The 12,635-nt window shown below is 76.0% G+C and carries 10 protein-coding genes; 6 read left to right on the top strand and 4 right to left on the bottom strand.

Annotation, left to right across the window (positions count from 1 at the left end):
* The first annotated feature begins 45 nt into the window (after window positions 1-45).
* The 3 genes from IE287_RS21275 to IE287_RS21265 are packed head-to-tail and all read left to right on the top strand — an operon-like array spanning window position 46 to window position 4,042.
* Window positions 46-2,100, top strand: coding sequence for a putative cobaltochelatase (locus tag IE287_RS21275; protein WP_189850715.1), 2,055 nt, complete (start codon window positions 46-48; stop codon window positions 2,098-2,100).
* Window positions 2,100-2,708: a cob(I)yrinic acid a,c-diamide adenosyltransferase gene (gene cobO / locus IE287_RS21270; RefSeq protein ID WP_189850714.1), complete on the top strand. Its 609-nt coding sequence runs from the start codon at window positions 2,100-2,102 to the stop codon at window positions 2,706-2,708. Before IE287_RS21275 ends, cobO begins: the two co-directional genes overlap by 1 nt.
* Window positions 2,702-4,042, top strand: a complete 1,341-nt coding sequence (locus IE287_RS21265; RefSeq protein ID WP_189850713.1) for a cobyrinic acid a,c-diamide synthase CobB — start codon at window positions 2,702-2,704, stop codon at window positions 4,040-4,042. Before cobO ends, IE287_RS21265 begins: the two co-directional genes overlap by 7 nt.
* A 2-nt stretch (window positions 4,043-4,044) precedes the next feature.
* Here the strand turns inward: IE287_RS21265 and IE287_RS21260 are convergent, their stop codons facing one another.
* On the bottom strand, window positions 4,045-4,773 hold the full coding sequence (locus IE287_RS21260; protein WP_189850712.1) for a ZIP family metal transporter: 729 nt from the start codon (window positions 4,771-4,773) through the stop codon (window positions 4,045-4,047).
* A 138-nt stretch (window positions 4,774-4,911) separates the two neighbouring features.
* Here IE287_RS21260 and cobC point away from each other — a divergent pair, with 138 nt between their 5' ends.
* Window positions 4,912-6,525: an Rv2231c family histidinol phosphate aminotransferase CobC gene (gene cobC / locus IE287_RS21255; protein WP_373307874.1), complete on the top strand. Its 1,614-nt coding sequence runs from the start codon at window positions 4,912-4,914 to the stop codon at window positions 6,523-6,525.
* A 98-nt stretch (window positions 6,526-6,623) separates the two neighbouring features.
* Here the strand turns inward: cobC and IE287_RS21250 are convergent, their stop codons facing one another.
* Together IE287_RS21250 and IE287_RS21245 are read right to left on the bottom strand one after the other, a co-directional pair.
* Window positions 6,624-7,631 (bottom strand): SCO1860 family LAETG-anchored protein, encoded by a 1,008-nt coding sequence (locus tag IE287_RS21250; RefSeq protein ID WP_189850711.1) that lies wholly within the window; start codon window positions 7,629-7,631, stop codon window positions 6,624-6,626.
* Between the two features lie 319 nt (window positions 7,632-7,950).
* Entirely contained in the window at window positions 7,951-8,670 is a 720-nt protein-coding gene (locus tag IE287_RS21245) for a siderophore-interacting protein (RefSeq protein WP_189850710.1), read from the bottom strand.
* 102 nt (window positions 8,671-8,772) lie between these two features.
* On the opposite strand from IE287_RS21245, the gene IE287_RS21240 reads away from it, so the two are divergent.
* Both IE287_RS21240 and IE287_RS21235 read left to right on the top strand, forming a co-directional pair.
* On the top strand, window positions 8,773-10,854 hold the full coding sequence (locus IE287_RS21240; protein ID WP_189850709.1) for a penicillin acylase family protein: 2,082 nt from the start codon (window positions 8,773-8,775) through the stop codon (window positions 10,852-10,854).
* On the top strand, window positions 10,851-11,417 hold the full coding sequence (locus IE287_RS21235; protein ID WP_189850708.1) for a GNAT family N-acetyltransferase: 567 nt from the start codon (window positions 10,851-10,853) through the stop codon (window positions 11,415-11,417). Before IE287_RS21240 ends, IE287_RS21235 begins: the two co-directional genes overlap by 4 nt.
* Window positions 11,418-11,465: 48 nt before the next feature.
* Here IE287_RS21235 and IE287_RS21230 read toward each other — a convergent pair whose 3' ends face one another.
* Complete coding sequence (locus IE287_RS21230; RefSeq protein WP_189850707.1) at window positions 11,466-12,551, bottom strand: amidohydrolase family protein; 1,086 nt, start codon at window positions 12,549-12,551, stop codon at window positions 11,466-11,468.
* Window positions 12,552-12,635 lie beyond the last annotated feature (84 nt).

The raw sequence follows: 12,635 nt of genomic DNA, 5'->3' as shown, positions 1-12,635 counted from the left end.
CCGCCCGGTCCCCGCATCCGTACGCACCGAAGGAGTGACCGCCCGATGAGCACCCGCTACCCGTTCACCGCCGTCGTCGGCATGGACGACCTGCGGCTCGCGCTGCTGCTGAACGCCGTCAGCCCGAGCGTGGGCGGCGTGCTCGTGCGGGGCGAGAAGGGCACCGCCAAGTCCACCGCCGTGCGCGCCCTCGCCGAGCTGCTGCCCGAGGTGGCCGTCGTCGCCGGGTGCCGGTTCAGCTGCGACCCCGCCTCGCCCGACCCCGGGTGCCCGGACGGGCCGCACGGGGACGGCGGCGCCGACGCCCGGCCCGCGCGGATGGTCGAGCTGCCCGTCGGGGCCTCGGAGGACCGGCTCGTCGGGTCGCTCGACATCGAGAAGGCGCTCGCCGACGGCGTGAAGGCCTTCGAGCCGGGACTGCTGGCCGCCGCGCACCGGGGGATCCTCTACGTCGACGAGGTCAACCTGCTGAGCGACCACCTCATCGACCACCTCCTCGACGCCGCCGCCATGGGCGCCTCCCACGTGGAGCGCGAGGGCGTCTCGGTGCGCCACGCCGCCCGGTTCCTGCTCGTCGGGACGATGAACCCCGAGGAGGGCGAGCTGCGGCCGCAGCTTCTCGACCGCTTCGGGCTCACCGTGGAGGTCGCCGCCTCCCGCGTGCCCGAGGAGCGGGTCGAGGTGGTGCGGCGGCGGCTGGCGTTCGAGGACGACCCGGCCGGCTTCGCCGCCCGCTGGGCCGGCGAGGAGGCGGCGCTGCGCGCCCGGATCGTCGCCGCGCGCCGGCTCCTGCCCTCGGTGGCCCTCGGCGACGCCGTGCTGCTCCAGATCGCCGCCACCTGCGCCGCGTTCGAGGTCGACGGCATGCGCGCCGACATCGTGATGGCCCGGACCGCGACCGCGCTCGCCGCGTGGGCGGGCCGGGAGGAGGTCACCGGCGAGGACGTGCGGCAGGCCGCGCTGCTGGCCCTCCCCCACCGGCGCCGGCGCAATCCGTTCGACGCGCCGGGGATGGACGAGGACAAGCTCGACGAGACCCTGGAGCGGTTCGGGGGCGAGGAGCCGGACGACGACCCGGACCCGGGGCCCGACGGGCCGGGGGACGGCGGTCCCGGCGGCGGGGGCGGGGTGCCGCCGCAGGGCGGCGAGGGGCCCGCGCCCGGGACCGACGGCGTACCGGAGCGGGCACCGGGGAGCGACGGGGTACCGGAGCAGGCACCGGACCGGGCGCCCGCGCCGCGGGGCGCGGCCGGTGAGCGGGCCGCCGTGAAGGCCGCCGAGCCCTTCCGCACGAAGGTGCTCAGCGTGCCCGGGGTGGGCGACGGGGCCGCCGGACGCCGCTCCCGGGCCCGGACCGAGCACGGCAGGACCACCGGGGCGACCCGGCCCCGGGGCGCGCTGACCAAGCTGCACCTCGCCGCGACCGTCCGGGCCGCCGCTCCGCACCAGCGGGCGCGGGGCCGGTCGGGGGCGGGGCTCGTGGTGCGCCGGGACGACCTGCGGCAGGCGGTGCGGGAGGGGCGCGAGGGGAACCTGGTGCTGTTCGTCGTGGACGCCTCCGGGTCGATGGCGGCGCGGAAGCGGATGGGCGCGGTGAAGGGCGCCGTGCTGTCGCTGCTGCTCGACGCCTACCAGCGGCGCGACAAGGTCGGGCTCGTCACCTTCCGGGGGCGGGACGCCGAGCTGGCGCTGCCGCCGACGTCCTCCGTGGACGCGGCCGCCGCGCGCCTGGAGGAGCTGCCGACCGGAGGCCGTACGCCGCTCTCCGCCGGGCTGCTGAGGGCGCACGACGTGCTGCGGGTGGAGCGGCTGCGGGACCCCTCGCGCCGGCCGCTGCTCGTGGTCGTGACCGACGGGCGGGCGACCGGCGGTCCCGACCCGGTGGGTCTGGCCGCGCGGGCCGCGCGGCTGCACGCCGCCGACGGCACCGCGAGCGTCGTCGTGGACTGCGAGGGGGGCCCGGTGCGGCTCGGTCTCGCCGGGAACCTCGCCCGTGATCTGGGCGGCACCGCCGTCACGCTGGACGAGCTGCGGGCCGACGCGATCGCCGGGCTCGTCCGGGAAGCGCAAGTCAACCGTTCTGCCAGGAGGGCCGCTTAATGCCGCAGGGACAGCCGACCGTCGTGCCCGACGACGGCCTCACGACCCGTCAGCGCCGCAACCGGGCGCTGGTGATGGTGCACACGGGCGTCGGCAAGGGGAAGTCGACGGCCGCCTTCGGGATGGCGCTGCGCGCCTGGAACCAGGGGTGGCCGATCGGGGTGTTCCAGTTCGTGAAGTCCGCCAAGTGGAAGGTCGGCGAGGAGAACGCCCTCAAGGCGCTCGGCGAGACCGGCAAGGGTGGCACGGTCACCTGGAACAAGATGGGCGAGGGCTGGTCCTGGATCCAGCGCGAGGTCGCCGAGGGCGAGCAGTCGCACGAGGACAAGGCGCGCGAGGGCTGGGAGCAGGTCAAGCGGGACCTGGCCGAGGAGAGGTACGCGTTCTACGTCCTCGACGAGTTCGCTTACCTGCTGCACTGGGGCTGGATCGACGTCGAGGAGGTCGTCGAGGTGCTGCGGAACCGTCCGGGCCGTCAGCACGTCGTGATCACCGGCCGCAACGCGCCGCAGGCGCTGGTGGACTTCGCCGACCTCGTCACCGACATGTCCAAGGTCAAGCACCCGATGGACGCCGGTCAGAAGGGCCAGCGGGGCATCGAGTGGTAGCACGTCTCGTCATCGCGGCCCCCTCGTCGGGCGCGGGCAAGACCACGGTGGCGACCGGCCTGATGGCCGCGTTCGCCTCCCGTGGCCTGTCCGTCTCCCCGCACAAGGTGGGCCCCGACTACATCGACCCGGGCTACCACGCGCTCGCCACCGGCCGCCCGGGCCGCAACCTCGACGCCTTCATGTGCGGGACGGGGATGGTCGCGCCGCTCTTCGCGCACGGGTCGCGCGGCTGCGACCTGGCCGTGGTCGAGGGCGTGATGGGCCTGTACGACGGGGCCGCCGACCAGGGCGAGCTGGCGTCCACCGCGCAGGTGGCGAAGCTGCTGAGGGCGCCCGTGGTGCTGGTCGTGGACGCGTCCTCGCAGTCGCGGTCGGTGGCGGCGCTGGTGCACGGCTTCGCCTCCTGGGACCCGGAGGTGCGGATCGGGGGCGTGATCCTCAACAAGGTCGCGACCGACCGGCACGAGCACCTGCTGCGGGAGGCGCTCGGGGAGTCGGGCGTGCCCGTCCTCGGGGTGCTGCGGCGGGCGCCGGCCGTCGCGACGCCCTCGCGGCACCTCGGGCTGATCCCGGTCGCCGAGCGGCAGGCGCAGGCCCTGGAGGCGGTGGCGGCCCAGGCGGAGCAGGTGCGCCGGGGATGCGACCTCGACGCGCTGCTGGCGCTGGCGCGGTCGGCGCCGCCCGTGGCCGCCGAGCCGTGGAGCCCGCCCGCCGCGACGGCCCCGGCGGGGCGCCGGCCGGTCGTGGCGGTGGCCGGGGGAGCCGCGTTCACCTTCTCGTACGCGGAGCACGCCGAGCTGCTGACCGCCGCGGGCGCCGAGGTCGTGGCCTTCGACCCGCTGCGGGACGAGGCGCTGCCCGAGGGGACCGGCGGGCTCGTCATAGGCGGCGGCTTCCCGGAGATGTACGCGGCGGAGCTCGCCGCCAACGAGCCGCTGCGGAAGGCGGTGGCGGAGCTGGCGGCGGGCGGGGCGCCGATCGCCGCGGAGTGCGCGGGGCTGCTGTACCTGGCGCGGTCGCTGGACGGCACGCCCATGTGCGGGGTGCTGGACGCGGACGCGCGGATGTCGGAGCGGCTGACGCTCGGGTACCGGGACGCGGTGGCCGTGAACGACAGCGTGCTGGCGCCGGCCGGGGCGCGGCTGCGCGGGCACGAGTTCCACCGGACGGTGATCGAGCCGGGTGCCGGGCCGGTGGCCGCGTGGGGGCTGCGGCAGCCGGAGCGGAGGGTGGAGGGCTTCGTGCGGGGCGGGGTGCACGCGAGTTACGTGCACACCCACTGGGCGGGGTCGCCGGAGGTGGCCGCGCGGTTCGTCGGGCACTGCGCGTGAGGTCAGCCGCCGGAGACGCCCACCACGAGCCAGATGAAGCCGACGCCCGCGGCCGTGCAGAGCAGGGTGGTGCGGGCGGGGTGTTCGTGGTGGGCCTCGGGGAGGATCTCGGCGGCGGCGAGGTAGAGCAGGGCGCCGCCGAAGAAGCCGAGATAGCTGCCGAGGAGTTCCTCCGGAAGAGTGAGGAGCGTGGCGAGGGCGGCGCCGGCGATCGGCGCGAGCGCGTCGGCGAAGAGCATGGCGAGGGCCTTGCGGCGCTCGTTCCCGTACAGGCTGGTGAGCGTGTACGTGTTGAAGCCGTCGGCGAAGTCGTGGGTGACGACGGCGAGCGCGACGGTGGCGCCCATGCCGCCGCCGACCTGGAAGGCGGCGCCGAGCGCGATGCCGTCCATGAGGCTGTGCAGGACCATGGCGCCGGCGGCCACGAGCCCCACCTGCGGGGTCCGCTCCCCCGGCTCGGCGCCGTGCGCGGCGCGGCGGGTGGCGAGCAGCCGCTCCACCACGTGGGCGAAGAGGAAGCCGCCGACGAAGAGCAGCAGGGCCTGGGGGACGCCGAAGACCTCCTCCCCCGCGGCCTCCAGGGCCTCGGGCAGCAGGTCGAGTCCGACGACGCCGAGCATGAGGCCGCCGGCCAGTCCGAGGACGAGGTGCCGGCGGTCGGTGACGCGCTGCGCGACCCAGCCGCCGAAGAGCGTCATGAGGAACGCGCCGAGCGCGACGATCACAGCCATGGGCCCTTGGTATCGGATCGGGTGCCCGCTGTGCACATCGGCGTGGGGGTCCGGTCGGGGGCGACGGGGGACGAGGTCTGGGCCCTGGTGCGGGCGGCGCTGACAGAGGCGGGACTGGCGGAGGCGGGGCCGGCGGAGGTGGAGCCGGCCGACGGCGCACCCCTTCCGGCCGCGGGCGCGGCGGAGGCCGACCGGACAGGCGGTGCGGGCGGGACGGGTGCGGCGGGCGGCGCGGACGCGACGGGCGGGGACGGGGCGGGTGGCGTCGGGGACGGGGCCGCTCGGCGGTACGCGCGCGTGGCGGGCGTCGCGACGCTGGACGCCAGGGTGGCGGAGCCGGGGATCGTGGCGGCGGCCGTGCGTCTCGGGGTGCCGGTGAGGGGGTTCCCGGCGGAGGAGCTGGCGGGGGTGGCGGTACCGCATCCGTCGGAGGTGCCGCTGGCGGCGACGGGGACGGCGTCGGTGGCGGAGGCGGCGGCGCTGCGGGCGGCGGGGCCGGGCGCGGTGCTGCTGGTGCCGAAGCGGAAGTCGCGGCGCGTGACGTGCGCGATCGCCGGTTTCGTCCCCTTTGGTCCGGACGAAGTGACGTCCGTCGCACGGTTGTCGCCCTTGACGTGCGGGTACATCGCTGGCGAGCCTGGCACACCCCACTTCCCCACCCCCCACACGACGGCGGACATGGACACCCACACGGAAGGCCCCCACACGGGCAGCCAAGCCCACGACCTGCGTCATCACGGTGACGCCGAGGTCCGGGACGAGAAACTCATCGACCTCGCGGTCAACGTCCGGACGGCGACCCCGCCGGACTGGCTGCGGGAACGGATCGCCCACTCGCTGACGGGCCTGGCCGCCTATCCGGACGGGCGCTCGGCCCGCGCGGCGGTGGCCGAGCGGCACGACCTGCCCGCCGGGCGGGTGCTGCTGACCTCGGGCGCGGCGGAGGCGTTCGTACTGCTGGCGCGGGCGCTGCCGGTGCGCCGGCCGGTGGTGGTGCACCCGCAGTTCACCGAGCCGGAGGCCGCGCTGCGGGACGCCGGGCACGAGGTGGGCCGGGTGCTGCTGCGCGAGGAGGACGGCTTCCGGCTGGATCCGGCGGCGGTGCCGGAGGAGGCGGACCTGGTGGTAATCGGCAATCCCACCAACCCGACCTCGGTGCTGCATCCGGCGGAGACGATCGCCTCGCTGGCGCGGCCGGGGCGGTACCTGGTCGTGGACGAGGCGTTCATGGACGCGGTGCCGGGCGAGCGGGAGGCGCTGGCCGGGCGGACGGACGTGCCGGGCCTGGTGGTGCTGCGGAGCCTGACGAAGACCTGGGGCCTCGCGGGGCTGCGGATCGGCTATGTGCTGGCGGAGCCGGAGACGGTGGCGCTCCTGGAGCGGGCGCAGCCGCTGTGGCCGGTGTCGACGCCGGCGCTGGTGGCGGCGGAGGCCTGCATGGGGCGGGCGGCGCTGGCGGAGGCGGAGCACGCGGCGCACCGGATCGGGACGGAGCGGGCGCATCTGCTGGCGGGGCTCGCGGAGTTCGACGAGGTGCGGACGGTGGCGGCGGCAGAGGGGCCGTTCGTGCTGATCCGGATCGAGGGCGCGGACGCGGTCCGGGAGCGGCTGCGGCTGCTGGGGTTCGCGGCCCGGCGCGGGGACACCTTCCCGGGTCTGGACCGGCACTGGCTGCGGCTCGCGGTCCGGGACCGGGCGACGACGAATCGTTTCCTCCAGGCGTTGGACCAGGCGCTGCTGCTGGGCGGCTGAGCCGCCGCGCGCGGACGGGCCGGGGCGGGCGGTGTCGTCACACCGCCCGCCCCGGCCCGTTTCCCCCCGCGCCCCCGGCGCGCCGCCCCCTCGGGCCGTCAGCCGCGGGCCCGGGCGCGCGACCGGGTCAGGGCCACGGCGCCGCCGCCGGCCAGGAGGAGGACGAGCGCGCCGCCCGCGAGGTACGGGGTGGCGGAGCTGCCGCCGGTCTCGGCGAGGTTCTGGGTCGGGGTGGAGCCGCCGTTGTCGGTGGTGAGGCCGCCGTCGTCCTCGGGCTCGGTGGCCTGCGGCGAGGGCTGCTCGGCGGGCTTCCCGGTCGGCTGCTCGGTCGGCCGCTCCGTGGGCTTCTCGGTGGGCTTCTCGGTGGGCTTCCCGGTCGGGGCCGGACCCTTCGGCGTCTCGCAGGTGGCCTCGGCGAGGGTGACGGTGCCCTTGACCTTGGCGACGCCGAGCTTGAGCGGGTCGACCTCGACGTCCAGCTCCAGGGCGGTGGCGGCCGCGGTGCGGTCGGTCGTGGTGGTGCGGGAGAGGTCCAGGGTGACCGTGCCGACGGCCGGCACCTCGACCCGGCTGCGGCCGCCGGCGGTGAGCGTGACCTTCTGGCCGAGGGCGCGGACGTATCCGAGGACGTTGGACTCGGCGACGGGCTTCCGGCCGGCCTCGCAGACCGCCTTGGCGGTGACCTTCTCGACCTCGATGACGGCGAGGGCCGGGAGGCCGGGCACGTGGAGGCGGGCCTTGGCGAGGTTGACGTACCCCTCGGCCTTCTTCTCGTCGACCGTGGCGGTCGAGGTGGCGACGTCGGCGGTGAGGATGTCGATCGGCTCGCCGCCCTCCGCGCCCTTCACCTTCACGCTGAGCGCGGTCTCGCTCTCGCTCTCGGGCGCCTTGACCTCGTTGAGCGTGGCGCGGACCGGGACCTGCACGGTCTTGCCGAGGAGGTCGACGTCGAGCGAGGTGCGGAGCACGACGGCGGTGGCGCGGCCCTCGTCGCCCGCGGCCTGCGCCGCCGGGGCCGCGAGGAGCACGGGGCCGACGGCCAGGGCGGCGACGGTCGCGGCGGCGGCGGTGCGGCGGACGGACGTGCGGAAGGTGTTGCTGTTCAAGATGGTGGAACCCCCACAGAGACATGGCGTCGCCGGCCGCTCGCCACGGGGACGGTGGGTCTGCGCGGCGGCGGCGACTTGAGACACCGGAATCTTTACGCACGGAGAGTGAACCGACAGTCGCCTGACGTGAGTTCACTCCAAAGGGGGGTTTCCGTGTTCATTTTCGATTCGTTTCGACACAACCGTTCCCGGCCGTCCCGCGTGTTTCGTACGGGGAGGTGGGCCCGGCTCCGGAGAGGGCCCCGCACGGGCAAAGGAAACGATCCGCGCCCCCGCGGGGTCACGGATCGTCAACATCACGCCCCGGCGGGACGGCTCAGCTCGGCCGCCAGTAGCCGAGGGCGTGCACCCGCTCCTTGGGCAGCGCCAGCTCCTTGCGGGCGTACGCCGCCAGCGCCCGGGTCGTCGCGGTGTCGCAGGCGATCCACACGTACGCCTCCGGGCCGGCGAGGGCGGGCAGTTCGGCCCTGACCCTCTCGACGAGGTCGGCGCCGGACCGCTGCCGGGGCACCCGGCGCAGCTCGTGGCGGTCCGGGTCGGTGCGGAAGGGCAGCTCCTCGTCGGAGGCGTGCTGGGTCTCGAACCAGATGGTGGCCGGGAGGTCCGGGTGGGCGTCGAGCAGCGAGTTGACGGCCGGCAGCGAGGCCGCGTCGCCGACGACGAGCAGCCGCTCGGGCCGGGGCTCCGGCGTCTCGAAGCCGGAGCCCTGGAGGGTGGCCTCGACGGTGTCGCCGGGGGCGCAGCCGCGGGCCCAGTGGCTGGCGGGACCGTCGTGGAGGGCGAACTCCAGGCTGAAGGTGCCGGCCTCCTGGTCGGGGTCGACCAGGGTGTAGGCGCGCTGGTGCGGCTTGCCGGCGTTCTCGAACCAGATGCGGACCCACATCGTCGGGTGGATCCCGGCGGCGGCGAGCAGCCCGCCGTCCGTGAAGCGGACCCGCCGGTAGTCCTCGGTGACCTGTTCGGCCCCCGTGACGGTGAACGTGAAGTCCTTGGCGCCCATCAGCTTCAGGACCGCGCCCTGCCACCCGTGCCCCACCGCGTGCTCCTCCCCCGGACCCATGGGTTACTTTGGGTCAGCGATTAATTTAGGTCAGCCTAACCTAATGAATCTGGAAGCACACGGACGGGATCGGATCGGGTGAGCATCGAGGTCTACCGGGACGCGTACGGCGTCCCCCATCTGCGCGCCGCGGACCCGGCGGAGCTCGCCTTCGCGCAGGGCCGGGTCACCGCACGGGACCGGGCCTGGCAGCTGGAGGTCGAGCGCCACCGGGCGCAGGGCACCACGGCGGCCTTCCTCGGCGCGGGCGAGACCGGCTGGGACGTCTTCGCCCGCCGGGTCCGGCTCGCCGACACCGCGCGCCGCTGCCTGGCGCGCCTGGAGGAGACCGACCCGCAGACGGCGGACTGGGTCCGGGCCTACGCCGACGGCGTCAACGACGGACTGGCCGAAGGGGCCCGCCGCGCGCCCGAGTTCGCCGCGACCGGGCTCGCCCCCGGACGCTGGGAGGCCTGGACGCCGCTGGCCGTCTGGCTCTCCACCCACATCCTCTTCGCCGGCTTCCCGACCAAGCTGTGGCGCGACCGGGTGGCGACCGGGCTCGGCGAGGAGTGGACCGAGCTGTTCGCCGCCGACGGCCCGGCCACGGCCGGCTCCAACGGCTGGCTGGTGGCCGGCGAGCGGACCGCGAGCGGGGCGGCCCTGGTCGCCGGCGACCCGCACCGGTTCATCGAGGCGCCGGGCGTCTACCAGCAGATCCGGCTCGCCTGCCCCGCGTACGACGTGGTCGGCCTCGCCGTGCCGGGGGTCCCCGGGCTCGCCCACTTCGGGCACACCGGGCGGGTCGCCTGGGCGATCACCAACGCGATGGCCGACTACCAGGACCTCTACCGGGAGCGGCTGCGGCGCACCGCCGACGGCGGCGTGGAGGCCCTCGGACCCGACGGCTGGCGTCCGGCCGCCGCGCACACCGAGACCGTCGAGGTCGCCGGCGGCGCACCGGTCACGGTCGAGCTGGTCGAGACCGCCCGGGGCCCGGTCCTCACGGACGACGGCCCGGCGGAGCCCGGTGCCGCGTGGGAGGGGCTGAGCCTGCGGTACGTGCCCCGGGTCACCGGCCTGCTGGGCTTCGAGGTCCTGCCGCGCCTGCTCGCCGCCCGTACCGTCGCCGACGTCGACACGGCGCTCGACGCCTGGGTGGAGCCGGTGAACGTGGTGCTCGCCGCCGACACGGAGGGCGGGCTGCTGCACCGGGTCGCCGGACACGTTCCCGTCCGCGACCGGGCCAACTCGCTGCGGCCCGTGCCCGCGTGGGAGCCCGGCCACGACTGGGCGGCGAAGCCCGCGCCGCTCCCCCGCGCCGAGGTCCGCGGCCGGGCCGTGATGGCCAACGCCCGGGGGCTCGCCGCCCCGCTCGGCGTCGAGTTCGCGCCCGCGCACCGGGCCGACCGGATCGCCGAGCTCCTCGACGCCTCCGACGCCTGGACCCCGGAGGCCACCGCCGCCGTCCACCGCGACACCGACAACCGCGCCGCGGCGCGGCTGCTGGCCGCCGTCGAGGCCGCCGGGGAGCTCTCCCCCGCCGCCGCGGAGCTCCGCGGGCGGCTGCTCGCCTGGGACCGCCGGATGGAGGCCGACAGCGCCGACGCCGGACTGTACGCGGCGGTCCGGGGCGCGGTGGTGCGCCGGCTCGCCGGGCACGAGGTCTTCGCCGGGCTGCGCGGACCGGCGCCCCACCCCGAGGTGTTCCACCCCTGGCTGTACCTCGGCCCGCGGGTCGGCCTCGCCCTGGAGACGCTGCTGGTGGCGGGACCCGTGCCGGCCGCCGACGTGGCCCGGACGGTCCGCGAGGCCCTGGAGGAGACGGCCGCGGGCGAGCCGCCCGCCGTCTGGGGCGCCACCCACCGGCTCGCGCCCTGGCAGGCGCTGCCGGACCCCGCCGACGCGGCCGCCGACCGGTGGCCCGGGCTCGGCGGCGACCACGACTGCGTGCTCTCCACCTCCAGCGCCCCCGGCTACACCGACCTCAGCGCCCGGGCGTCCGCCGCCCGGTACGTGTGGGACCTCGCCGACCGCGAACGCAGCGGCTGGATCGTGCCGTTCGGCGCGTCCGGGGTGGCCGGGGACCCGCACCACGAAGACCAACTCCCCCTGTGGCTGCGGGGCGAGCTCGCCCCCGTCACCACCGACTGGAACCGCCTCACCAAGGAGCAGGGATGACCACCCCCGTACACGTCCAGACCGTCGAGGGCTTCGGCACCGTCGTCGTCAGGCCCATCGCCCCGGACGCGGACGCCCCGCTCATCCACGCGTGGGTCAACGAGGAGCGGGCCCGCTTCTGGGGCATGAACGGCACCACCGTCGAGCAGGTCAGGGACGTCTACGCGCACCTGGACTCGCTCACCACCCACCACGGCTTCCTGGTGGAGCTCGACGGGCAGCCGACCGCCCTCTTCCAGACCTACGAGCCCGCGGCGGACCGGGTCGGCGAGTGCTACGAGGTCGAGGAGGGCGACATCGGCTGCCACTTCCTCATCGCCCCGAGCTCCGCCCCGTCCCCCGGCTTCACGGCGGGCCTGATCACCGCCCTCACCGCCTTCTGCCTCCGCGACCACCTGCGGATCGTGGTCGAGCCGGACGCGGCGAACGAGAAGGCCGTCCGGCGCATGGAGCGGGCCGGCTTCGAGCTCGGCCCGGAGGTCGTGCTGCCCGAGGTCGACCTGCCGGAGGTGTTCATCCCGGAGAAGAAGGCCCGGCTGGCCTTCCTCCGCCGGGCCGCCTGACCCGGCGGCGCCCGGCGGGACCGCGGGGACCGCCGGGCGCGGTGCGCGTCAGGCGAGGATCCGGCCGTTGACCACGACCCGGCGCGGGGCCGCGAGGACGCGGACGTCCGCGCGCGGGTCCTCGCCGTAGACGACCAGGTCGGCCGGGGCCCCCTCCTCCAGGGCGGGGCGGCCCAGCCAGTCCCTGGCCCGCCAGGTGGTGGCCGAGAGGGCGTCGAGGGCAGGGATGCCGGCCTTCGTCAGCTCCTCGACCTCCTCGGCGACCAGGCCGTGGGCGAGGGAGCCCCCCGCGTCGGTGCCGACGAAGACCGGCACGCCCGCGTCCCACGCGGCGCGGACGGTGTCGTACCGGCGCGCGTGCAGCCGGCGCATGTGGGCGGACCAGCGGGGGAACTTCTCCCGGCCGCCGTCGGCCAGGTGCGGGAAGGTCGCGATGTTGACCAGCGTGGGGACGATCGCCACCCCGCGCTCCGCGAAGAGCGGGATGGTCTCCTCGGTCAGGCCGGTCGCGTGCTCGACGCAGTCGATGCCGGCCTCGACGAGGTCGCGCAGCGAGTCCTCGGCGAAGCAGTGGGCGGTGACCCGTGCGCCGAGCCGGTGCGCCTCCGCGATCGCCGCCTCCACCTCGGGACGCGGCCAGGACGGCGCCAGGTCGCCGACCTCGCGGTCGATCCAGTCGCCGACCAGCTTGACCCAGCCGTCGCCGCGCCGGGCCTCCCGGCCGACGTACTCCACGAGGTCGGCGGGCTCGATCTCGTGGGCGTAGTTGCGGATGTAGCGGCGGGTGCGGGCGATGTGCCGGCCCGCCCTGATGATCTTCGGAAGGTCCTCGCGCGCGTCGATCCAGCGGGTGTCGGAGGGCGAGCCCGCGTCCCGGATCAGCAGGGTGCCGGCGTCCCGGTCGGTGAGGGCCTGCTTCTCGGCGGTGGCCCCGTCGACCGGCCCGTGGCGGTCCAGGCCGACGTGGCAGTGGGCGTCGACCAGTCCCGGCAGGGCCCAGCCCTCGACGGACAGGGCCTCCCCGGCGGGCCGCTCGAAGGTGATCCGCCCGTCCACGCACCAGAGTTCGTCCCGCACGTCCTCCGGGCCGACGAGCACCCGCCCCTTCACGTGCAACACCTCGTGATCGCTCATGCCAGCACTGTACGAGGGCGCGCCGGGGCGGTGGGCGTACGCTGGCCACGGCCGTACCACCGACCCGAGAAGGCGCCACCGTGA

This window comes from Streptomyces omiyaensis (genome assembly GCF_014650895.1).
In the GTDB taxonomy this organism is placed as follows: Bacteria; Actinomycetota; Actinomycetes; order Streptomycetales; family Streptomycetaceae; genus Streptomyces; species Streptomyces omiyaensis.
The sequence above is the reverse complement of the archived record's forward strand: the minus strand, read 5'-3'. Positions and strand labels throughout refer to the sequence as shown.